Source organism: Lapidilactobacillus wuchangensis, from assembly GCF_003946645.1.
GTDB lineage: Bacteria > Bacillota > Bacilli > Lactobacillales > Lactobacillaceae > Lapidilactobacillus > Lapidilactobacillus wuchangensis.
Window position 1 is genome coordinate 56,956 of the sequence record NZ_RHOU01000001.1, and the last position, 20,917, is coordinate 77,872.

Genomic DNA, 20,917 nt, shown 5'->3' on the forward strand with positions numbered 1-20,917 from the left:
TCTAACGAAAGTCTCCAATCCAGGTCTTCTTCTAACCGCTAAAGCGGCAAGAAGAATCTGGCGGCTGACAACCCGGCGGCCTTCACTGCGTTTTGAGTTAGTTTAGTCCACTTTAGATTTAATTGATATCAAGGCAGTGCCGGTAAAGTTAGCCGCCAATCGCCCAGCAACCACCTGAGTAAACTAACAGAATTCAGTACCACTAATTTGGAAAAAATTGCTATAGACTAATATGTGTGCTTGACAAGTTTTCTGGATGAAACCAGAGAAATGTCAGGCCAGCTTATTTGATGGACTATTCAGATGTTACTGCTATTCAAAGCGATTTGAGCTATCCTGTTATACTTGCCTTGAGTACAAATAAAGATAAAGTGCACCACCTCAACTCCAGACGGAATGGAGGGCGTGGTTGTCAGCCGCCAAATTTGTCTTATTGCTTTAGCAATTAGACAAAAGCTCGTATTTGAAACAATTTGGTCTTTAATTGGTTCAAATCGATGCCGGCAGCGTTCCACAACCAAAGAGCCCGCAATGGAGTCAGAACTGATTCTGTTTTAAAATCATACCTGGTTCTATTTTTTGCGGTGCTGAAACGTGTTCGGGGCGACAAATGGCTATGCCTAATTTAATAAATTGCTCGGCCGCTTGGCAGCGTCCAATCAATTTATCAGAATTACGCTACGCCAAAAGAACGTCGCCCCTCACACTTTGATGACTGAGACCAACGCCAGTGTATGAAATCTGGTATAATAAAACTAGTTTGAAATGACTTTTTGTTTCAATTTCGATGGATTGGGTGTAAATAAATGAATCTTGAAGAACTAAAGGAACGACAAAAACATATTCGTAATTTCTCAATTGTGGCCCATATTGATCATGGTAAATCGACGATTGCCGATCGCATTCTGGAATTAACTGATAGTGTGGCGCCGCGGGAGATGCAGGCCCAGCTTTTGGATAATATGGACTTGGAACGGGAACGTGGCATTACCATTAAGTTAAATGCGGTGGAATTGCATTACCAAGCTAAAGATGGCCAAACCTACATTTTCCATTTAATTGATACGCCGGGACACGTGGACTTTTCTTATGAAGTCTCACGTTCTTTGGCAGCCTGTGAAGGGGCAGTTCTGGTGGTTGATGCCGCTCAAGGCGTTGAAGCCCAGACATTGGCTAATGTTTATTTGGCCTTAGATAATGATTTGGAAATTTTACCAGTAATCAATAAAATTGATTTGCCATCGGCCGATCCAGATAAAGTTAAAAAAGAAATTGAAGATATGATCGGTATTGACGCCAGTGAAGCCGTGTTGACTAGTGCTAAAGTTGGCACGGGGATTCCTGAATTATTGGAACGAATTGTGACCGATGTTCCAGCGCCGACTGGTGATTTAACCGCACCTTTAAAAGCGTTGATTTTCGATTCCGTTTATGACAGTTATCGTGGCGTGGTATTAAGTGTCCGCGTCGTTGATGGTGTTGTGAAGCCCGGTGACCGCATTAAATTAATGAGTCATGGCCACGAGTATGAAGTGACCGAAGTCGGGGTAATGTCGCCTAAAGCCGTGCAACGTGACTATTTAATGGCTGGCGATGTTGGCTATTTAACAGCGTCAATTAAATCCGTGCAAGAAACTGACGTTGGTGATACGATTACTTCTGCGGAAACACCCGCTGATCAGCCATTACCTGGCTATCGTAAAATCCAGCCGATGGTTTATTCCGGGATGTATCCTGTTGATAATGCGAAATATAATGATTTACGCGAATCCCTAGAAAAATTGCGCTTGAATGATGCTGCCTTAGAATTTGAGCCAGAAACATCGCAGGCTTTAGGCTTTGGTTTCCGTTGCGGATTCTTAGGCTTGTTGCATATGGATGTGATCCAAGAACGGTTGGAACGCGAATTTGATTTGGATTTGATTATGACTGCGCCTTCAGTTGATTATCACATTGAAATGACCGATGGCACTGAAAAGGTGATCGATAACCCAGCGCAGTTACCTGATCCATCTCTAATTAAAGAAATTCGCGAACCTTATGTTAAAGCAGAAATTATGGTGCCAAATGATTATGTTGGTGCCGTCATGGAATTGGCTCAGCGTAAACGCGGGGAATTCGTCACCATGGATTATCTTGATACTTATCGCGTTAACGTCATTTATCAATTGCCATTGTCAGAAATTATTTACGATTTCTTTGATGACCTGAAGTCCAGCACACGCGGCTATGCTTCACTTGATTATGAAATCAGTGACTATCGTGCCAGTGACTTGATCAAGATGGATATTTTGTTGAATGGCGAACCAGTAGATGCGTTAAGCTTCATTGTCCATCGTGATTTTGCCGCTGATCGGGGCCGCTTAATTGTTTCTAAATTAAAAGAAGTTATTCCTCGGCAGCAATTTGAAGTGCCGATTCAAGCTGCGATTGGCAATAAGGTTATTTCCCGAGCCACAATTAAGGCGTATCGCAAAAATGTTTTGGCCAAGTGTTACGGCGGCGATATTACTCGTAAACGTAAGTTGTTGGAAAAACAAAAAGCTGGTAAGAAGCGGATGAAAGCCGTTGGTAACGTTGAAATTCCACAAGAAGCCTTTATGACCGTTTTGAAATTAAACGACGAAGATATTAAAGGAAAATAAGATTAGTTGTAATTCGGCAACCAATGATTGAGTCCAGAGGGGGGCAACTCATGAAAAAACTACGAATAACTGGCTATATTCTATTACTGTTGGTGGCGCTAGCGCTGATTTTTAACCAGCAAATTAAAGATTTTACCGTTGGTTGGTTGGGTCAGAATCGCAATGCTCAAGTAACCAAGACCACGATTGCGAAAAGTCGCAAGGTGAAAGGCGAGTTTGATTTCAGTAAGGTCAAAAGTATTGACGCCAAACAAGTTGCTGCCGCCACGCTCAATCGTGATGACGTTGGCACCCTGGGGAAAATCGCGATTCCGGCGGTTAATTTGTATTTACCAATTCTTAAGGGGTTAAGCGATACGGCGCTTTCGACTGGTGCCGGCACCATGAAGGCTGATCAAACCATGGGCCAAGGTAACTATGCTTTGGCGGGTCATTATATGACTAATAAGGGCATTCTATTCTCACCAATTGCGGATACCAGCCTAGGCGAGAAAATTTATATTACTGATTTGAAGAAAGTTTACACTTACCAAATTGATGTCAAAAAAGTCATTGATCCAACACAAGTCAGCATTATCGATGATGTGCCTGGAAAGAAAATGATCACCTTAATCACTTGCGCTGACGGCGGGGCTAATCGTTGGTCAGTTCAAGGTGAGTTAGTGAAAGTCCAAAAGGCAACTAAGAAATCATTAGCTGTTTTTAATTCATAATTGTTTGGAGTTTTTTTAGTTGCAAGCACAATGGCAAGAACCACAAAAAATTGAACAAGCAACGATTGATGAAATTGCGACGACATTGGATTTACCCCCAATTATCGTCGCTATTATGGTTAATCGCGGTTTTAAAACAAGCGCGGCCATCAAACAGTTTTTGACGGTTGATTTGGCTCAATTAACCACGCCTGATCATTTCCATGATATGGATCGGGCTGTGGCTCGCACTGAGCAAGCCATTGAAAATGAAGAAAAAATCATCATTTATGGTGATTACGATGCCGACGGGGTGACTAGTGTCTCAATTCTTCATGAGGCTTTTATGAGTCTGGGAATTGAGGTTGATTACTATGTGCCCAGTCGTTTCACTGATGGTTACGGGCCTAACATGGATCGTTATCATGAGTTTGTTGACCAGGGTTATCAATTATTGATTACAGTTGATAACGGGATTACTGGGGTTGCTGAGGTGGCTTACGCGCAAAGTCATGGTTTAGATGTGATTATTACTGACCATCATGATTTGCCGGAGCAACTTCCTGAAGCCACGGCCATTATTCATCCGCGGCATCCAGCGTCAACTTGCGAGTTTGGCTACTACTCTGGTGCCGGGGTGGCCTTTTATTTGGCTTGGGGCTTGTTAGGCGATTTACCCCAAGAATTAATTGATTTAGCGGCGATTGGTACAATTGGTGATATTATGCCGATTGTTGCCGATAATCGCATTATTGTGGCGGCCGGATTACAGCAAATGGCCCAAGATCCACGCATAGGCTTATTAGCACTAGCTCAACAGGCAAAAATCGATTTGAATCATTTAACAACCCGTGAAGTCAGTTTTGGACTGGTACCACGCTTGAATTCTTTAGGGCGTGTTGCTAGTGCGCGACCGGCTGTTGAATTGTTGACTACCTATGATGAGACCGAAGCCAATAAAATTGCCCAACAAGTTGAACAAGTCAACGGTGAACGGCAGAACTTGGTCAAGGAAGTTGCCCAAGCGGCCGCTGCCACGGTTACGACCCCCGAACCAGCGGCTTTAGTAGTTGCAGGTGAGGGCTGGGCTGAAGGTGTGCTCGGCATTGTCGCTAGTCGGCTCGTTGATCAATATCATTGTCCAACCTTGGTTTTAAGCATTGATCCGGAAACACAATCGGCTAAGGGTTCAGGTCGTTCAGTGGGTGAGTTCGATTTATTTCAGGCTTTAAATAATTACCGGGACCATTTTACTAAGTTTGGTGGTCATGCTGGGGCTGTTGGGTTAACCTTGCCCAGCGTAGAAATTAATGGTCTCCGCGAGCATTTAGTTGCTGAAAGTAAAGCTCATCAAGCTGAGGTAACCGCAAGTGCCGCTTTAACGGTGGATTATCAATTGACCGCCCAACAATTGCCCCAATTAACGCCAGCCTTAGTCAACGATTTGCAACGTTACTTAGGCCCTTTTGGTGAGCAGAATCCTGAACCAGTCTTTGAATTTGATCAATTTCCTTGGCAAAGTTGGCAAGCCATTGGTAAAACTGGCCAAACCTTAAAGGGTCGTTTAAACGATGGCGTCGAGTTGATTGGCTTCCGTCATGGTGACCAAGCTGCACAATTAAATCAGCAATCGGCCTTAAAAGTGGCCGGAACTTTAGGTTTAAATGTTTGGCAGAATAAGACTAAGGTTCAGATTACTTTTATCGACGCCCAAGGATTGGCTAATGCAACTGGTCAGGCTTCATCGGCGCCAACAACTACTGCGCCAACCGAAAAGGCTCCTGAATCTACGCCACCGACCAGTGTTTCGCCGTTAGCAGCCGCCTTAACAAAGTTGCCACAAACGAATTGGCATTGGGCTGAGCGCGAGTATCAGGTGACTGATTTGCGGCGGCAGGCATTTAAGCCGCAGTTGTTGCAGCAAGATTGGAACTATATTTGTTTCGATAGTCATTTGGCTCAACAATTAGGTCAGAAAATGACCAGCACCACAATTTTGACCCGGCCAGAACAATTGACGACGGTGAGCGAGCAACGAGCGACACTCTTTATTGATTTGCCGTTGAATGCGCGCCAGTTGACCAGTTATTTGGACGTGTTAAATAGTCAGTCCTTATATCTGCTATTTTATACGTCGCCTCAACGGCAAGAACGCTTGCAATTGCAGGTACCACAGCTGCGACTAATTTTGAAAGAAATTTACCAACAAACGGCAATTGCGAAACCGCAACTGTCACAGTTTGCTGAGCACTGTCAAGTGACGGATGCGCAACTTCATTTTGGAATACAGGTGTTTTCTGAATTGAATTTTGTTAAAATGGATAAGGAACGTTTAACGGCGAATCGCCAAGCGCCGAAAACACCGTTACTTAATTCTGCAACTTTCCGGCGGCAACAGGCGTTACAGCAAAGTTACCGCCAGTTAGCGATGGGCAGTTTGAACCAAGTAGAAACGTTTCTTAAAACAAGTCAAAAAGATAGATAGGATGTCGAACATGGTCAAAAAAGAGATTGATTTTCATGATTATATTGCGTCGGTCCCCGATTTTCCAGAGCCAGGGATCGTTTTCCGCGATATTTCCCCATTAATGGCCGATGGTGCTGCTTATTCTGCAGCAACTGATCGTATTACTGAATTTGCTAAAGAACATGGTGCCGAAATGATTTGTGGCCCAGAAGCACGAGGCTTTATTGTCGGCTGTCCTGTAGCTGATCGTCTAGGAATTGGCTTTGCCCCAGCTCGGAAAAAAGGTAAGTTACCTCGGGAAACAATTTCAGTTTCTTACGACCTGGAATATGGCGAAGCACAGTTATTTATGCACAAAGATGCCGTTAAACCCGGCCAACGAGTATTAGTTGTTGATGATTTGTTGGCAACTGGTGGCACGATTGCTGCAACCATCAAGTTGGTTGAACAATTAGGTGGTATCGTGGTTGGCACAGCTTTCTTAATCGAGTTAACAGATCTTCACGGTCGCGACAAGATTAAGGATTACGATTTATTCACGTTATTACAATATAGCGGTAGCTAATTTGCTAAAGTTTGAGAATTTTCTCAAACTTTTTTTGTTACTCAGATTCAGATAGTGGCTGGCAAATAAGTTCGCGCGAGCAACAAAAATAACCCTTCAATTGGCGAAGGGTTATTGGTATTGACATTGATTAATGGGATGTCAGCTTAAAGCGTTTCGGAATTACGACCAGCTTTTAAAGTGGGGGTCAACGTCGCGATCAATGCGCACGATATTGTAATGCTTGCCACTTTGCCGCTTGATCCGATCCGCTGGTCGATTTTGATAAATCAGGTAAACCACCAGTGGTTGTAAGATTAACACGACCAGGCAGGCACTGACTAAGTAAATTGCTGCTGTTTGGACTTGCTCCATGGTGAAATGAATCGACATTTTATGATCCACATAAGCTTCAAATGCTGTTAATTGATTCTCGTTTTTCTCGTGACGCACTAATTGTTGTTGCTTTTGACTAACACGAATGATCGGTAAATCCAAAAGGTTTTGTTTATAAATATAGCCGCCTGCTAATAAACCAATAATGAGAACAACAAAGCAAAGATAGCCGTGTTGTTTGATGAACTTCAACATAATAACTAATCGCACTCACAATACGTTAATAATTTTTTTCTTATCCGACTAGTATAGCACTTATATCTAGTAAGTGTAACCGGTTTCGCTAAATTTGTGTGAATTAATGGCCAGATTTGTTTACTTAAGTCAGAAAATGTTGAAAGCGAATTCTGATTCTGATAACTTATTCACGAAATCGGATTATTTTTCTTAAAATCGTGCTAAAGTTTGATAGGGAAATATTCAGAGGTATGGTATACTATTAGCCGAAGATTGGGATTTATTAACTCAATAATTATTGGAGGGCTCCTATATGCAAACAGAGGTAGTTCAGGATCAAGGCTTGAAACGATTCTTTAATCAAGTTTATCTCTTCATGGCAATTGGCGTTGCAATTTCCGCAGGGGTAGCATTTTTACTTAATTATCTGTGGGCAAGCCAAGTCATCACTATTTTAAGTCAACATTCTTGGTTGATGTGGGTTGTCTTTGGCGGTGAGTTGGCATTGGTACTGGCGCTAAGTCGGGCCCAAATGATGTCTAAAGCCAAAATGATCAGCTATTTTGTACTTTATTCAGTACTACAAGGATTGACCTTCACGATTATTCCTTGGGTATATGATTTAGGTTCAATTACAGCCGCCTTTTTAACGGCAGTGGTGGTTTTCGTGACCATGGCAATCTATGGCCGTTTGACCACAAAGTCGTTGGCTCGCAGCGGTCAAATTGCGATGATGGCCTTGATTGGTATTTTAGCGGCAACAGTGATTAACATTTTCATGCATTCATCGACTATGGAATATATTTTGTCTTATGGTACTTTGATCGTCTTCATTGCGTTAACCGCTTGGGACAATCAAAAGCTGAAGGTTATGTATCAACAAGCAACTGAACAAGGCGGAATTCCCGTGGATAACTTAGCTATCTGGGGTGCCTTGGAATTGTATCTTGACTTTATTAATATTTTCTTATCAATTTTACGGATTTTCTCACGAAACAATTAAGCGAAAATCGGCAATTGATCAAGGACTAAACCACGCCTTAGGTGCGTGGTTTTTTGTTGCGAAGGAAAGAAAGGGGTTAATCGTGATGAAGATTGCTTTAATTGGTTCGCCTGGTAGTGGCAAGTCGACTTTTGCTAAGGCACTGGCTAAACAGACAAATTGGCCAGTCTTGTCTTTAGATTACTATTGGCACCAAATGGATTATAGTGACGCGGCGCGCGCGAAATTACTGCAAATTCAAACGGATTTCATGGCTCAGCATGACAACTGGGTAATTGATGGTAATTATTCCCAGACAATGGCGCCAAGAATGGCTCAGGCTGATTTAACCATTTGGTTTCAGGTTTCACGAACAGTCGCAATAAAACGAGTGATCGGCCGTTCATTGCAGGTCCGCCACAATGGTCATAATCGTCCAGAAATGGCACCAAATTTTGAAGAACATTTTGACCGCGATTATTGGGACTTTCTGAAATTCATCTGGCATTACCCGCAGACGCACAACCAGTATGTCCGTGATCTGCATCAAAAAATTGCCCCTAATCAACCATTATTGCTGCTTCATCAAGCTGATAAAGCGCGCGTATTGCAACAGTTGGTAACCGCACCAGAGGCTTTATTAAATAGATTGCGTGAACCATGAAGATTGTGCATTGAAGCTGTAGTTCACTCTTGGTCGTACCTAGTTGGGAGCGGCAGTGGCCCAGCGATTAAGAGGGCGTCAAGTCTTCCCCAAGTTTGGGGAGGTGGTGGCGGCGCAATTTGAGGGGCGTGGAACGCCATGGGCATTGATCTGAGCTCATTGCTTCGCAACAATCTCAGATACAAGCCTTATTCTAACCGCTAAAGCGGCAAGAATAATTTCATGGCTGACGCCAATTGCGCTGCCACTACCTGATGAAACTAACAAAACTGAGCGCCACTATTTGGCCGAATCAGATTGTGGTAAAACAAAAGCGGTGTGACAATCTCTAATTAGAAGGAGGTTGTCACGCCTTTTTTTGGTTACTGTTCAACTACTATTACTGATTAAATTGAGTCGCTGAATCCTGCTATCACTGCCTTAAACACTAATAAAGATAAAGTGCACCAACTCAACTCCAGACGGAATGGAGGGCGTGGTTGTCAGCCGCCAAATTTGTCTTATTGCTTTAGCAATTAGACAAAGGCTCGTATTTGAAACAATTGCGGTTTTCAATTGGTTCAAATCGATGCCGGCAGCGTTCCACAACCAGCAAGCCCGTAATGGAGTCAGAACCAATTCTGACTAAACACCTTTACTAGACTGATCAATTTTAACTTGAGACCAACCCGGTTTTGTATAGGTAAATAAGTGTTGAAGGGTTTTTGCTAAACTTTTGTCAGTCGGTAAGTTACACTGAAGATGTCTTAATGAAATCGAATAGCGTGAAGGAGGAGTTTGGATGAAGGTTTTCGTAGTTGGTGCTAATGGTCAAATCGGCCGCCATTTGGTGGAAAAATTGGCAGCAAAAGGTGATCAGGTGACGGTAGGGGTTCGTCAGCCTGCGGAACAAGCCATTGTTAAAGCTGCTAATGTGCAATATGTGTTATTTAATTTAACTTGGTCAGTTGAGAAAATGGCAACTGCCTTTGCTGGCCAAGAAGCGATTATTTTTGCGGCTGGTTCTGCGGGTAAAGACTTATTAAGAGTTGATTTAAATGGCGCCGTTAAAACCATGCAAGCAGCTGAAAAGAGTGACACTAAGCGTTACTTACTCGTTAGCTCGGTTAATGCTGATCAACCAGATAAGTGGGCTGGCAGTTTGGAGAACTACTTTATTGCTAAGCATTATGCCGACGAGTGGCTGTTGCACCGAACGGATTTAAACTATCTCTTGATCAGACCGGTTAGTTTAACGAACGAATCTGGCAGTGGCAAAATCACGCTGAATGCAGCTAAATCGGGGTTACAACAACAGGTCAGCCGTGAGAATGTTGCTAGTTTACTGGCTGAGTTGATTCACCGCCCAGAATTAAAGCAATTAGAGTTAACCGTGACTGATGGTGAGACGCCAATTAGTATGGCTTTAGAACAACTTAGCGCGCAAGAGTGGCGGGTTTAATCTATTTAATAATTTCGGCCACAACTTCGGTTTAGTTTGAAAAATAATAACTCGTTGACCTAGAGATTAGTCAGCGAGTTATTTATTTGGTCAGGCTACCAATGTGGGAGCCATAAATTTTACTTATTAACTGTTATTGGCAATAGGTATTAGACATATCAGTCACAGGGGACTAACATTAAGTTATTAAAATTAATCGTAGCTGACATTAGTGATTACTTGTATTTTGTAGCTATTTAGATAAGGATGAAAAAATGACAACAGTTTATCAAGATCAATTATTTGAAGGTGAGCGTTCACTATTTGGTGAGAAAAATGCTCAAATTATTAATACCACTTTCGGTCAAGGCGAGTCACCATTAAAGGAAAGTCGCCAGATTGATTTAGAAAAATCTATTTTTAAATGGAAATACCCACTTTGGTATAGTCAACATGTGCGCGTTAAGCAAACCATTTTTGAAACGATGGCCCGTTCTGGTATTTGGTACACTCATGATATTGCCATTACCGACAGCACGATTCAGGCGCCCAAACAATTTCGGCGCAGTTCAGAAATCGATTTAAAGCACGTTTATTTTGCTGACGCAGAAGAAACACTGTGGAATTGCCAACAAATTAAGTTAAATGACGTCCAAGTTCACGGCGATTATTTCGGGATGAATAGTCAGGATATTGTCGCTGATCATTTAACGGTGGTCGGCAATTATGTTTTCGATGGGGCGAAGAATGTTGAAGTTCACAATTCAACTTTTGTCGCCAAAGATGCCTTCTGGAATTGTGAGAACGTGACGATTTACGATTCAACGATCAATGGTGAATATCTGGGTTGGAATACCAAGAATCTCACGCTGATTAATTGCACGATTGAAAGCGACCAAGGGCTCTGTTATATTGATCATTTGGTCATGAAAAATTGTCGGTTGTTGCAGACAGACTTGGCCTTTGAATATTGCTCTGAGATTGACGCCGATATTCATTCGGAAATCACCAGTGTTAAAAATCCTATTAGTGGTGTGATCCGTGCTGAAAAGATCGGTCACTTAATTATGGATCCCCAGAAAATAGATCCGAGTCAAACAAAAATTATTTTAACAGCAGATCAGAAATCGGAGGTACAAGCATCATGACCAAATATGATTTCACAACGATTCCGCAGCGGCGGCATACTGATTCAATCAAATGGGCGGTTCAGCCCAATGAATTACCAATGTGGATTGCCGATATGGACTTTCAGACGGCCCCAGAAATTAAAGCAGCAATGATGGCTAAGATTCAAACTGGTATTTTTGGTTACGAAGAACCTCATGATGACTACTACCAAGCCGTGATCGACTGGTATCAACAGGAACATCAGGCTACGGCAAAACCTGACTGGCTGATTTTCACAACCGGGGTAGTGCCAGCTTTGTCGGCCAGTGTCCGGCGTTTAAGTCATGTTGGCGACAACGTCTTAGTTCAGGCACCGGTTTATAATATCTTTTATAATTCAATCGTTAATAATGGCCGTCACGTCTTGTCCAGTGATTTAGTTTATCAGAATGGTCAGTATCAAATCGATTTTAAGGATTTAGCGGCGCAATTAGCTAAGCCACTGACAACCTTGATGATTTTATGTAATCCTCATAATCCTGTGGGCAAAGTCTGGACTGAAGCTGAATTACTGAAGATCCGCGACCTTTGCGCTGAACATCATGTTACCTTGATCAGCGATGAAATTCATGGCGACTTGGTTTTACACGGTCCTGATTATCGGTCGCTGTTTTCGTTAGCTGATGCGGCAGATTATCAAACTGTTTCTTTAGTTTCACCAAGTAAGACTTTTAACGTGGCAGCTTTGCATGCAGCGACAGCAATTGTGCCTAATGCGGCGTTGCGGGACCAAGTTATTCGGGGCTTAAATACTGATGAAGTGGCGGAGCCGAATTTATTGGCACTTCCCGGCACAATTGCAGCCTATACCCAGGGACACGCGTGGTTGGCGGCCCTAAAAGACCAACTACGTCAAAATTATCAGCAAGTGGCGACTTTTCTGGCAGCTAATTTACCGGAAATCAAACTAGTCGCTAGTCAGGCAACTTATTTGGTTTGGTTGGATTGCTCGGCCCTGAAATTACCCGCTGACGAATTAGCTGCTAAATTGCGAGCCAAGACTGGTTTGATACTTTCGGCAGGCAGTATCTACGGCGGCAATGGTGATCATTTCTTGCGCATGAATATTGCTTGTCCGGCAAGTATGGTCCGTGATGGCTTGGAAAGATTAAAAACGGGCATTAAAGATAAAGATTGATTGAATATATTGGTTTTAAAAAAAGGCGTAATCTCCTGATGAGATTTCGCCTTTTTTGAGTACCGAATAACAAATGCAAAAATAAAATAGTTTTCTATGATAAATCCTTTATAATAAAAAATGATACCGTTTACTTAAAAACCGTTAAATATTCAATTTATTTAAAAAAATATATTTATTTTAATTTTTGGGAGCTTTTTAACAAGATAAAAACACTAATAGGTGTGAGTCGAAAGGAGGAAATGATGATGGAAGATGCTGACTTGATTCTAGCAGCGCGCGCCGGTGATCAAGAGGCACTTTCGAAGTTACTTATTGCCCGACAGACCAAACTTTATAAAACTGCTTATCTCTATGTTCATACACAAGCGGACGCGCTTGATGTGGTTCAGGAGACATCATTGCGGGCGTTATTAAGCATTGGTAAACTACGTCAGCCCCAGTATTTTGATACCTGGTTAATTCGAATTCTAATTAATGTTGCCCAGAAAGTTTATCGCCAACAGACTAATACAATTCCTTTCGTTCCAGAGATAACTGGTGATTCAACCTTAACTGACCTTCACGCTGATTTGATGAGTGATTTAGCAATGATTCCAGAAAATTTTCGGGTAGTACTAATTTTGTTTTATTTTAACGATTTAGAAGTTGAAGAAATTGCCCGAGTTCTGCGAATACCAGCTGGTACCGTTCGGAGTCGTTTAACTAGAGGTCGCAAAATGCTAAGAGAGCGGGGTGCAGTTTATCGTGAATATCGATTGGAAAGATGAGTCCGAGAAAATTCTTGTGCCCAAGGATGATGTTAGTCAAGCAATCAAGTTAGGAATTATCGCAGGTAGAAAAGAAAAAATTAAGCGAAGACGTCGATTAGTATTACTTAGTGTTGCGGCAGCATTGCTATTATTTGCGACACGGACGACACCTGTTCTCATTCAAGCTGGTGGCATTGTTCCCAGCATTCAACAATTACTTGATCACGACAGCCGGCAAACACCGCATTTTGACCCAACAATGAATGAACTGTTAGGTGATCCTACTAAGTTAAATCAGTATCAGACCCTTGATTTGCCCACGAAAAGAATTACCGGATTAACCATTCAGGTGAAAGGGGCACTGACTTCAGCAGGTGTGGCCGCGGTTGTAGTTGATTATACTGGTGCCAAAATTAGTCCCACTGGATTACGACAACAGCGTTTAGAACTGGCAGTTAATGGTCAACCAATTAATGATGTTGAACAAAATATTCAACAAGTTGCTATTGGCCATTATCGATCAATATTGGCGTTCTATGTCACAGGTGTTGATTTAAAACAATCAAGTCAACTGGCCATTAGCATTGGACACTTGAATGGTAGTCGAGAAAAAGTAAGTTTACCGCTGGTACTTTTACGATTTGCTGACGTGCAGACGAATGAACCGAATTTAACAATTACTTCAAATAAGCCGTCTTTGACTGCTAAACTAATTCAAATCCAGCAAACTACCAATTCAATGGTTGTTCGCTATCAAGTTAGTTTTGATCGTACCCAGTTTTCTAAAGCTGAGTTACAGCAATATTATGCAGCTGCCTGGCTTTCTGAGGCAACTGTTTATCAGAATGATCAGAAAGTTGGAGAGCTAAATCTGGGCGTCAGTGGGCAACAGATTAAACGTGAAACCAACGGTTCCATCACGACATTAACTTATGAATCAGTCTTTTCAACGCATCTTAGTTCAGGTGCTGAGTTGGCTAAAAATCAGACGATTATTTTCAAATTAATGCTTCCTGGTGTAGCTAATCAGCGAATCACTGTTGGTCAATTCAAAATGAATACAAACTTGTTGATAGATAGGTAAATATATTCCGAAAAGATTAAAAATGGAGAGATAGAAAAATGATAAAAAAAAGAATACTAGCAACGACTATGATTGCCTTAGGAATTACGATAGGTACTGGAAGTGCAATGATTGTGAGTGCGGATAACCATACCGATACTTCATGGAGTAATGAATACCGAGTTTGGAGTCCTAATGATGCGACACCGTCAAGAAATAAAACGAATCGAACATCGTATTATAATAAGACAACTTCAACAGATATTGGCTATCATACTATTTGGGCAGCATTACAGGATGGAACTGATGCATCAAGTGGCCATAGCTATAAAAGTTATCAAGGTGATGAAACTTTTTTGTGGAATAACGCCGTTGAGAATCACGGGTCGGGTGTTTCCGTAAGAATTAACTCTCGTAGTTGGAATAATGGTTATGCAAAAGGGGTTTGGAGTCCTGATAGTGTACGCTAGATTACGTTAAGCGCGGGTTATGGACCCGCGCTTTTTTTGGAGGTGAATTCATCATGAGAAGTTTTCTTTGGCAAAGGATCAATTGGCGCTTAGTTACTAGTAGCTTGTTGGTAGCACTGATAATCAGTGGTGGTCAATTCTGGCAATCATTTTGGACAATTCAACAGCGTTCTGGACGGTTTTATGATTCACCATATACGTCGTGGCTTTCAATCGACCAATTTAATCTGACCCCAGTTGTTTTCTTTATTCTGCTACCTTTATTAGCGTCATTACCCGGCGTTACTTTGCTGGCTAATGATTTAAAAACACATTTTTTTGAACAAATCACTAATCGCATCGGCTTAAATAAAACAATCCGGCGTTATCTGCTATTAATTGCCGGACTGGGTGCTGCGACTATTTTCATTAGTCTACTAGTCAATCTATTGGCGTTTTTCTTAATATTGCCTAATAATCGGCCAGATGAATTTTTGAACAGTAATATTTTGGTGATCAATCTGAACACGTTGCTAGTACCGCTTTATTACCAGCACCCGCTAGTGCACGCATTATTATCAATTCTCTTAGCATCTGTTTGGGCTGGCCTTTTTTCAGCTTTTGCTGGGGCAATCAGTTTTTATGTCCGCCAGCGATTTCTGGCGGTCTCAGCGTCCTTACTATTACAAATGGGGCTGCTGATTAGTAATCAGGTTTTGCCACTTGGTAATCAAATTAGTTATGTCCCCAGTGATTTTCTTCGCGAAAGTGCGAATGCAAATTTGAGCTTAGGGGTTGTCTTGATTGAAACATGCTTGTTAATAGTAGTGATCATGGTGCTCAGTTATACCGGGGGCCGACGTCATGCATATTGGTGAGGTTTGGCGACAACAATTTTATCAACTGTGGTGGCAAAAAAAACTAAGGTTAATATTGGTACTTTTAACGCTGTTATTAGCTGGTTTGTGTTGGCGCCAAACTCAAAGAGCTGCCACGGGCAGTCAATTACAAGGGCTAATTTTTGAACGATTTAATTTACTCATTATTTATTTTCCTATTTCCTTATTCCTCACGTTGCACAATTTTCAACATCGACTAACTGATTATGGTGCGACTCGGACAAATGATGTTTGGGTCAAGCAAGACATTGCCAACATCATTTTGGCCCAATTAACCTTGACTGGGTGTTTTGTCTTAGGCACATTTATTGGCCTTAATTGTTCTGGCAAAATAATGCTAGTTAGTTGGCCGGTGTGGTTTGGTTTTATTTATTTATTATTAGGACAACTTTTTTTAAGCTTTATGCTGGTGATGATTTGCCGCTTGACTCACTCAAAACCAGTTTCATTTATGCTGGTCTTTGGTTTCATCGGACTTGATTTCTGGTTGTTGATTAGTAAACGGATCAGCTTACTATTGATCATGACGGCACCACGAACTTGGCGGCAATGGGGCTTGTTAACAGGTTTATTGTTATTATTAATTGATTTTTGTGTTTGTCTGAATTTTGCCTTAGCAGAAAGAACGGTAGGCCAATGAGACAACTTTTTAAATATCAGTTTTGGCAGTTATTAACTGCCCTGAAGTGGCAGATTTTACTGTGGCTATTGATCAGTTGGTTGATTATTTTTGGCAGCGCTTGGCAAATACGCTTAAATCCACACGTTAATTTGTGCCAAGTCTTATTTTTAGGGACGTCAGCAGCTGATTTGGCAGCCCGGCGTATCTCGTTACCGATTAACTGGTTAGTCATCCTAATAATGCCAATTATTTTATTTGGCGATGGTTTACCATGGTTAAATCAACGTAGTAATCGCTTGTTGCATGGTCTTGGGTATCAGCGTTGGCAATTTACTTTGACCAATTGCTGGCTAATGATGAGTTACAGTTTATTCACTTCGGGGCAATTGAGTTTAGTGATGTTACTCAGCACGGTCTTGCTTAAGCAGCCGATAATTGGCCAAGAATGGTATTTATTGCCGATTATTTTCGGTGCCAACTTAAGTTTACTTTTTCTGGATAATATCTTAGTCATGTTCAATCGATACGCGGGGATGATTATCGAAATTTTTATTTTAGTGCTCACGGTTTTTGTCATTATTCCAGGAAACTTTTTGAATTTGACGATGCTAAGTCGTTTAGAAGATGCCAACCAGTGGCAAGTTTGGCCGAGCTTAATTTGTTGGCTGTTGGTGCTGGTCACTGGTTATTTTGTGATTGATTTACAGCAATTTAGCTGGGAGGGATTAGGATGAATTTGATTGATGCAAACCATTTAAGTAAGACAGTTAAACAAGGCAAGATTCTTGATGGGATTACAATGAGTGTTAAACAAGGCTCAATTACCACGTTAACTGGTGAGAATGGCGCCGGTAAAACCGTATTATTAAAGGCGATTTTAGGCTTGGTTCATTGTACTGGGGAACTAAGCGTCAATAATCAGATTGTGACGCCACAGCAACCATATCCGCTAAGGACAGGTCTATTAATTGAGAACCCCAGTTTAATCGAGGAATTTTCAGCTTTGAGGAATTTACAATTATTAGCGATGTTAATTCCAGAAGTTGATCAAGCTGAAATTTTGAATTTATTGCAGATTTTTAAATTAAACAAGGCTGCGAATTTACCCGTTCGTAAATTTTCTCTCGGGATGAAAGAGAAATTAGGAATTGCTCAAGCGTTGTTAGGTCAACCGCCGCTGGTCATCTTGGATGAACCAACGAATGCTTTAGATGATGAAAGTAAAAACGAATTGATTAATATTATTCGTGATTATCAGTCCCGAGGAACGACCTTTTTAATTGCGTCTCATGATCATGAATTTGTTGAGAGTGTGGCAACGCAGGGTTATCATTTATCCGGAGGTAAGCTTGATGAGACGGCCTAACTGGAAAATAGTGGTCATTAGCCTAATCATTGTCGCACTTGGTGTTGGTGTGACCTGGCGCTATCAAACAGTTAATGCTGGTAGTAATCAATCGATCCAAGAGAAACGAGTTTACGTAAATCGCGAGTATCAAACGCCAGCGTTGAAGTTTAGCTTTAATCGGCCAACGATTAAACATCAAGGCAATTTAGTGAAAGTTAGGGTGTTATTTACGATTGATCAACAAACTAAATTAGCTTATGGTGATCGCCCAGCTAATTTGGCTTTCTGGGAAAATGTTCGCTTGGAAGTGCCTTATGGATTATCAGCCATTGCCCATGTTGTGGGGATTAATCAACAACCAGTCCACTTGAATCAGATTAAACTAGGTGAGCAACAGTTATTTCAAATGTCTTTTCAGACAACCGTGACTAACTGGCAACGAGCACAGTCAGTACCAAGAATTATTTTCATGGTGCCACAGAAGCAATCTTTAGTTAAATACGAACTGTTTCTTAATCAAGAATTAGGCTAAGTATTGGTGTCAGCGAATCTAATAGCAAGCAATTCTTTAAAAATAATAAAAAATCAACTCGAAAGTCACTTTCGAGTTGATTTTATTTTACAGAACTGTTTACACTAGAATTATCATTTGAATGTTGCGTCGGCTTGGCTGACTTTGCACTTGAATCAATCACCGGGTTCGATTTTTTCGGATATTGATGATAATATTCTTTATAGTGAGCTTGGACTTGCTCAAGGTGTTTGGGATCTTCACGCACATTCGCCATCATCTTGGCAAAGTCAAATTCCTGTGACTCAGTTGATTTTTTACGTTTAAATGAAAACAAGTTGCTCACCTCTTGTTCATTATTATAGTGAGCTGTTTTAAAAAATGCTAGAATTAAGGTGCTAAAATGTCAAAACGTAAAGCTAAATTAAATAAAACTTTGGTGGAAAAAATTCTTGATCAGGCGAAGATTCCTTATGAATCTTTGGAATTCAAATTAGGTGAACAGCAGGGAACCGATGCCGAATATCATCGGGTCTATAAAACCCTCGTGCTTCATGGTGATAAAACTGGTCCGATCGTCGGTGTGATCCCAATTGATCAACATTTGGATGAACGCAAATTGGCGCAAGTCTCTGGCAATAAACGCGTGCGAATGTTGCCACAAAAAGAATTGGAAAAAACGACTGGTTATGTCCATGGTGCTAATACGCCGGTCGGTATTCATGAACGTCACGATTTCCCGATTTATTTCGATCAGCAGGCGCTGAAAGCAGAAACGATTGCGGTGTCGGCTGGTAAATTAGGCCGCTCTGTCAAAATTGCCCCAGAACCACTAATTAAATTTGTTGATGGTAAAGTTGCCGATTTAGTGGTTGACCCGTAAAGAAAGGTTGTTGTCCATGTTTCAAAATTCGAATCAACGCTTTGCTACGATTGCCGTAGCCTCAAAATTGCCCGATGCTTTGATTGACCGCTTCTGGACAATTATTGATCAGAATCTACAGGGTGTTTTTCCGTTAAATAATGTCTTGACCTTTGATTTGGCACCTAATGCTGATAACAAAGTTGAAATTACTTTTAGCACGGAAAAATTAGCTACTGAGATTACATTTGATACGCCCATTCCTTACGATGCCAGCTATCCTAATACAGTTTTGGCTTATGATGATGGTCGCAGTCAGACGATTTTATTGCCATCTGATGTGGAATAGCGTCGTTAAATTGATTTAAGCTGTTCCTGCCTGATGCAGTAGTTTAATCCAGCACCACTTTAAAAATAGCAGCCAATAACTAACAGAACCTGATTAACAATTGCTCTTGTGCAAACTTGAGATTGTTAATCAGGTTATTTGTTTTTTTAAAATAGATTATCTATGGAAGTTCTGCTGATGTACCTTGTACCGATCCGCTTAGTAAAAAGAAAAGTCAGATCAACCGGGAAGATTACGTCTGCCTTGAAAGACCGACTTATTTTAAAATTATTTTCAAATTTTGTCAGATTGTGAGCATTTGACGAGTAGTATAGGGTGTAGGGTAAAAGATGGAGGTGGGTTGGTGACTGATGACCGCTTAATTGCCCAGTTGCGCGCTCATGATGAGGCTGGTTTAGTTGCTTTAATGGAACAATATGGCCAGTTGGTTCGGCAAATTGTCTGGCGTTATTTGCGCAGTGATTACGAACGGGGCTACACCAGAGATATTGAAAATCGGGCCTATTATCGAATTTGGGCTAATATCGATCAATTTGATCCAGAGAAGGGTAATTTTGCTGCTTGGCTAGGGACGATCGTTAAAAATCAAACCCTAGATTATAAGCGTGGACTAAGTGGTGCTTACCAAGATTTGGATTTATTACCAGAGTATGTGGCCACGACGGCTATTGATGAAGAAATTGATTGGGAACCGTACTTACAACAATTATCAGGCTCAATGCAGCAAGTATTTAAACTGTTTTTCGTTGATGGCCTTTATCCGGTAGAAATTGCTAAGGAATTAAACATGAAACCAGCGACTGTTTATAAGAATCTCTCGCGAGCGCGGCAAAAACTTCAGAAAGGTGGTCCGCAACTATGGCAATCTTAACCAATCCATTTATTGATGTGGTCAATTCCTTGAATGGGTTACCAACGCGTCCGTTACCTCGAGAAAGTGATACGTTGGCCGAGATTCGGCGGCAACGAGAAGTGGCGTTGTTTATTACCATGCATCAGGTTTTAGACCAAGTGAACCAGTTGCTGGCACCTGGTGAGCAGATCATTAATTTGTTACCAATGACCAATGAAGCTAATAGTGGTTATGCGACTGATGGTGTTTTCGGAATGTATGCGCCGCAAAGTGAGACAACGAAGGATTATCGTGATGCCCAGTCGAGCTTGCGGGGTAATCGGCTGATGGTTTTCACTGATCGCCGCATTATTTTCTTTATTGTGATTGAATTTATCGACGATCCTAAACAATATTTCTCATATGAATATTCGAAAATCAAATACGTCAAACTGGCGGCTAAACGTGTGCGGGCGGAAGACCCAAAGCATTTGGGTAAACCACAATATTATGGCTATTACTCTTTTGACTTTGAGACGACTGATAAACATGTCTTCACTGAATTCTTAACTCAAGAAAATGGTGAGCTGTTCAAACGTAACTTGCTGACCATTCCGGGAATGAAGGACATTCAAATTGGTGACAAAGTTAAACGTTTCACGGTATTTGACCAAATGTTCAGTAATGCGTCCTTATCTTATAAAATCGCCGTGATTGTCGCCACTATTTTAGTGGGGGGAAATTTATTAGGCGCTTTTATTAATTGGCTGTTAGGTTTATAAATATAACAAGCGCTAAACAATAAATCTGTCAGAATTTAAATTAGAACAATACAGAATATGTAAAAGATACGTTGCTGAGAATGGCAACGTATCTTTTTTGTTTTAGCGGACTTGACTGCAGGTAATTATTTGTAAATTTTTTATCAGAAAGAG

At 41.3% G+C, this 20,917-nt stretch carries 25 protein-coding genes; 23 read left to right on the top strand and 2 right to left on the bottom strand.

Annotated features, from left to right (window positions below; translation table 11 throughout):
• Positions 1-396 precede the first annotated feature (396 nt).
• The 5 genes from EKM82_RS11115 to EKM82_RS00200 all read left to right on the top strand — a co-directional run bounded on the left by EKM82_RS11115 (position 397) and on the right by EKM82_RS00200 (position 6,369).
• On the top strand, positions 397-558 hold the full coding sequence (locus tag EKM82_RS11115) for a hypothetical protein (protein WP_164508011.1): 162 nt from the start codon (positions 397-399) through the stop codon (positions 556-558).
• A 248-nt stretch (positions 559-806) separates the two neighbouring features.
• A complete protein-coding gene (gene lepA / locus EKM82_RS00185) occupies positions 807-2,645 on the top strand; it encodes a translation elongation factor 4 (RefSeq protein WP_125766315.1) in 1,839 nt (612 codons plus the stop codon).
• Positions 2,646-2,695: 50 nt separating this feature from the next.
• On the top strand, positions 2,696-3,358 hold the full coding sequence (locus EKM82_RS00190; protein ID WP_125766316.1) for a class A sortase: 663 nt from the start codon (positions 2,696-2,698) through the stop codon (positions 3,356-3,358).
• 19 nt (positions 3,359-3,377) lie between these two features.
• Complete coding sequence (recJ, locus tag EKM82_RS00195; RefSeq protein WP_125766317.1) at positions 3,378-5,822, top strand: single-stranded-DNA-specific exonuclease RecJ; 2,445 nt, start codon at positions 3,378-3,380, stop codon at positions 5,820-5,822.
• Between the two features lie 10 nt (positions 5,823-5,832).
• Positions 5,833-6,369 carry an adenine phosphoribosyltransferase gene (locus EKM82_RS00200; protein ID WP_125766318.1) on the top strand — a complete coding sequence of 179 codons (537 nt, stop codon included), beginning with the start codon at positions 5,833-5,835 and terminating at the stop codon, positions 6,367-6,369.
• 162 nt (positions 6,370-6,531) lie between these two features.
• Here EKM82_RS00200 and EKM82_RS00205 read toward each other — a convergent pair whose 3' ends face one another.
• Positions 6,532-6,954, bottom strand: coding sequence for a hypothetical protein (locus tag EKM82_RS00205; RefSeq protein WP_164508012.1), 423 nt, complete (start codon positions 6,952-6,954; stop codon positions 6,532-6,534).
• 280 nt (positions 6,955-7,234) lie between these two features.
• Here EKM82_RS00205 and EKM82_RS00210 point away from each other — a divergent pair, with 280 nt between their 5' ends.
• The 14 genes from EKM82_RS00210 (at position 7,235) to EKM82_RS00270 (ending at position 17,960) form a co-directional block, all read left to right on the top strand.
• A complete protein-coding gene (locus EKM82_RS00210) occupies positions 7,235-7,924 on the top strand; it encodes a Bax inhibitor-1/YccA family protein (protein WP_125766320.1) in 690 nt (229 codons plus the stop codon).
• An 85-nt stretch (positions 7,925-8,009) separates the two neighbouring features.
• Positions 8,010-8,567, top strand: coding sequence for an AAA family ATPase (locus EKM82_RS00215; RefSeq protein WP_125766321.1), 558 nt, complete (start codon positions 8,010-8,012; stop codon positions 8,565-8,567).
• A gap of 466 nt (positions 8,568-9,033) precedes the next feature.
• Positions 9,034-9,195 carry a hypothetical protein gene (locus EKM82_RS11120; protein ID WP_164508013.1) on the top strand — a complete coding sequence of 54 codons (162 nt, stop codon included), beginning with the start codon at positions 9,034-9,036 and terminating at the stop codon, positions 9,193-9,195.
• A gap of 153 nt (positions 9,196-9,348) precedes the next feature.
• Positions 9,349-10,008, top strand: a complete 660-nt coding sequence (locus EKM82_RS00220) for an SDR family oxidoreductase (protein WP_125766322.1) — start codon at positions 9,349-9,351, stop codon at positions 10,006-10,008.
• A gap of 254 nt (positions 10,009-10,262) precedes the next feature.
• Positions 10,263-11,135, top strand: a complete 873-nt coding sequence (locus tag EKM82_RS00225; RefSeq protein WP_125766323.1) for a DUF3737 family protein — start codon at positions 10,263-10,265, stop codon at positions 11,133-11,135.
• Complete coding sequence (locus tag EKM82_RS00230; protein ID WP_125766324.1) at positions 11,132-12,295, top strand: MalY/PatB family protein; 1,164 nt, start codon at positions 11,132-11,134, stop codon at positions 12,293-12,295. Before EKM82_RS00225 ends, EKM82_RS00230 begins: the two co-directional genes overlap by 4 nt.
• A 242-nt stretch (positions 12,296-12,537) precedes the next feature.
• Positions 12,538-13,065, top strand: coding sequence for a sigma-70 family RNA polymerase sigma factor (locus EKM82_RS00235; protein ID WP_125766325.1), 528 nt, complete (start codon positions 12,538-12,540; stop codon positions 13,063-13,065).
• Complete coding sequence (locus EKM82_RS00240; protein WP_125766326.1) at positions 13,043-14,131, top strand: hypothetical protein; 1,089 nt, start codon at positions 13,043-13,045, stop codon at positions 14,129-14,131. Before EKM82_RS00235 ends, EKM82_RS00240 begins: the two co-directional genes overlap by 23 nt.
• 38 nt (positions 14,132-14,169) lie before the next feature.
• Positions 14,170-14,580: a hypothetical protein gene (locus tag EKM82_RS00245; RefSeq protein ID WP_125766327.1), complete on the top strand. Its 411-nt coding sequence runs from the start codon at positions 14,170-14,172 to the stop codon at positions 14,578-14,580.
• 53 nt (positions 14,581-14,633) lie between these two features.
• Positions 14,634-15,437 carry a hypothetical protein gene (locus EKM82_RS00250; RefSeq protein WP_125766328.1) on the top strand — a complete coding sequence of 268 codons (804 nt, stop codon included), beginning with the start codon at positions 14,634-14,636 and terminating at the stop codon, positions 15,435-15,437.
• Entirely contained in the window at positions 15,424-16,098 is a 675-nt protein-coding gene (locus tag EKM82_RS00255) for a hypothetical protein (RefSeq protein WP_125766329.1), read from the top strand. The genes EKM82_RS00250 and EKM82_RS00255 overlap by 14 nt, the downstream gene beginning before the upstream one ends.
• Entirely contained in the window at positions 16,095-16,814 is a 720-nt protein-coding gene (locus tag EKM82_RS00260) for a hypothetical protein (RefSeq protein ID WP_125766330.1), read from the top strand. The genes EKM82_RS00255 and EKM82_RS00260 overlap by 4 nt, the downstream gene beginning before the upstream one ends.
• The gene (locus EKM82_RS00265; protein WP_125766331.1) at positions 16,811-17,446 is read left to right on the top strand and encodes an ATP-binding cassette domain-containing protein; all 636 of its coding nucleotides are present in this window, start codon (positions 16,811-16,813) and stop codon (positions 17,444-17,446) included. Before EKM82_RS00260 ends, EKM82_RS00265 begins: the two co-directional genes overlap by 4 nt.
• A complete protein-coding gene (locus tag EKM82_RS00270) occupies positions 17,433-17,960 on the top strand; it encodes a hypothetical protein (RefSeq protein ID WP_125766332.1) in 528 nt (175 codons plus the stop codon). The genes EKM82_RS00265 and EKM82_RS00270 overlap by 14 nt, the downstream gene beginning before the upstream one ends.
• A gap of 82 nt (positions 17,961-18,042) precedes the next feature.
• On the opposite strand, the gene EKM82_RS00275 is transcribed toward EKM82_RS00270, so the two are convergent.
• Positions 18,043-18,276 carry a hypothetical protein gene (locus tag EKM82_RS00275; protein WP_125766333.1) on the bottom strand — a complete coding sequence of 78 codons (234 nt, stop codon included), beginning with the start codon at positions 18,274-18,276 and terminating at the stop codon, positions 18,043-18,045.
• 66 nt (positions 18,277-18,342) lie between these two features.
• Here EKM82_RS00275 and EKM82_RS00280 point away from each other — a divergent pair, with 66 nt between their 5' ends.
• The 4 genes from EKM82_RS00280 (at position 18,343) to EKM82_RS00295 (ending at position 20,764) form a co-directional block, all read left to right on the top strand.
• Entirely contained in the window at positions 18,343-18,822 is a 480-nt protein-coding gene (locus EKM82_RS00280; RefSeq protein ID WP_125766334.1) for an aminoacyl-tRNA deacylase, read from the top strand.
• Positions 18,823-18,838: 16 nt separating this feature from the next.
• Positions 18,839-19,150: a DUF960 domain-containing protein gene (locus tag EKM82_RS00285; RefSeq protein WP_125766335.1), complete on the top strand. Its 312-nt coding sequence runs from the start codon at positions 18,839-18,841 to the stop codon at positions 19,148-19,150.
• A gap of 343 nt (positions 19,151-19,493) precedes the next feature.
• Entirely contained in the window at positions 19,494-20,021 is a 528-nt protein-coding gene (locus EKM82_RS00290; RefSeq protein WP_125766336.1) for an RNA polymerase sigma factor, read from the top strand.
• Positions 20,009-20,764 carry a PH domain-containing protein gene (locus EKM82_RS00295; protein ID WP_125766337.1) on the top strand — a complete coding sequence of 252 codons (756 nt, stop codon included), beginning with the start codon at positions 20,009-20,011 and terminating at the stop codon, positions 20,762-20,764. Before EKM82_RS00290 ends, EKM82_RS00295 begins: the two co-directional genes overlap by 13 nt.
• Positions 20,765-20,917: the final 153 nt, after the last annotated feature.

Excerpts from the sequence above, each read along its gene's own strand:
- EKM82_RS11115 (WP_164508011.1), top strand. The coding sequence starts at position 397 with ATGGAGGGCGTGGTTGTCAGCCGCCAAATTTGTCTTATTGCTTTAGCA.
- lepA (WP_125766315.1), top strand. The coding sequence starts at position 807 with ATGAATCTTGAAGAACTAAAGGAACGACAAAAACATATTCGTAATTTC.
- EKM82_RS00190 (WP_125766316.1), top strand. The coding sequence starts at position 2,696 with ATGAAAAAACTACGAATAACTGGCTATATTCTATTACTGTTGGTGGCG.
- EKM82_RS00200 (WP_125766318.1), top strand. The coding sequence starts at position 5,833 with ATGGTCAAAAAAGAGATTGATTTTCATGATTATATTGCGTCGGTCCCC.
- EKM82_RS00210 (WP_125766320.1), top strand. The coding sequence starts at position 7,235 with ATGCAAACAGAGGTAGTTCAGGATCAAGGCTTGAAACGATTCTTTAAT.
- EKM82_RS00215 (WP_125766321.1), top strand. The coding sequence starts at position 8,010 with ATGAAGATTGCTTTAATTGGTTCGCCTGGTAGTGGCAAGTCGACTTTT.
- EKM82_RS11120 (WP_164508013.1), top strand. The coding sequence starts at position 9,034 with ATGGAGGGCGTGGTTGTCAGCCGCCAAATTTGTCTTATTGCTTTAGCA.
- EKM82_RS00220 (WP_125766322.1), top strand. The coding sequence starts at position 9,349 with ATGAAGGTTTTCGTAGTTGGTGCTAATGGTCAAATCGGCCGCCATTTG.
- EKM82_RS00225 (WP_125766323.1), top strand. The coding sequence starts at position 10,263 with ATGACAACAGTTTATCAAGATCAATTATTTGAAGGTGAGCGTTCACTA.
- EKM82_RS00230 (WP_125766324.1), top strand. The coding sequence starts at position 11,132 with ATGACCAAATATGATTTCACAACGATTCCGCAGCGGCGGCATACTGAT.
- EKM82_RS00235 (WP_125766325.1), top strand. The coding sequence starts at position 12,538 with ATGATGATGGAAGATGCTGACTTGATTCTAGCAGCGCGCGCCGGTGAT.
- EKM82_RS00245 (WP_125766327.1), top strand. The coding sequence starts at position 14,170 with ATGATAAAAAAAAGAATACTAGCAACGACTATGATTGCCTTAGGAATT.
- EKM82_RS00250 (WP_125766328.1), top strand. The coding sequence starts at position 14,634 with ATGAGAAGTTTTCTTTGGCAAAGGATCAATTGGCGCTTAGTTACTAGT.
- EKM82_RS00255 (WP_125766329.1), top strand. The coding sequence starts at position 15,424 with ATGCATATTGGTGAGGTTTGGCGACAACAATTTTATCAACTGTGGTGG.
- EKM82_RS00260 (WP_125766330.1), top strand. The coding sequence starts at position 16,095 with ATGAGACAACTTTTTAAATATCAGTTTTGGCAGTTATTAACTGCCCTG.
- EKM82_RS00265 (WP_125766331.1), top strand. The coding sequence starts at position 16,811 with ATGAATTTGATTGATGCAAACCATTTAAGTAAGACAGTTAAACAAGGC.
- EKM82_RS00270 (WP_125766332.1), top strand. The coding sequence starts at position 17,433 with ATGAGACGGCCTAACTGGAAAATAGTGGTCATTAGCCTAATCATTGTC.
- EKM82_RS00280 (WP_125766334.1), top strand. The coding sequence starts at position 18,343 with ATGTCAAAACGTAAAGCTAAATTAAATAAAACTTTGGTGGAAAAAATT.
- EKM82_RS00285 (WP_125766335.1), top strand. The coding sequence starts at position 18,839 with ATGTTTCAAAATTCGAATCAACGCTTTGCTACGATTGCCGTAGCCTCA.
- EKM82_RS00295 (WP_125766337.1), top strand. The coding sequence starts at position 20,009 with ATGGCAATCTTAACCAATCCATTTATTGATGTGGTCAATTCCTTGAAT.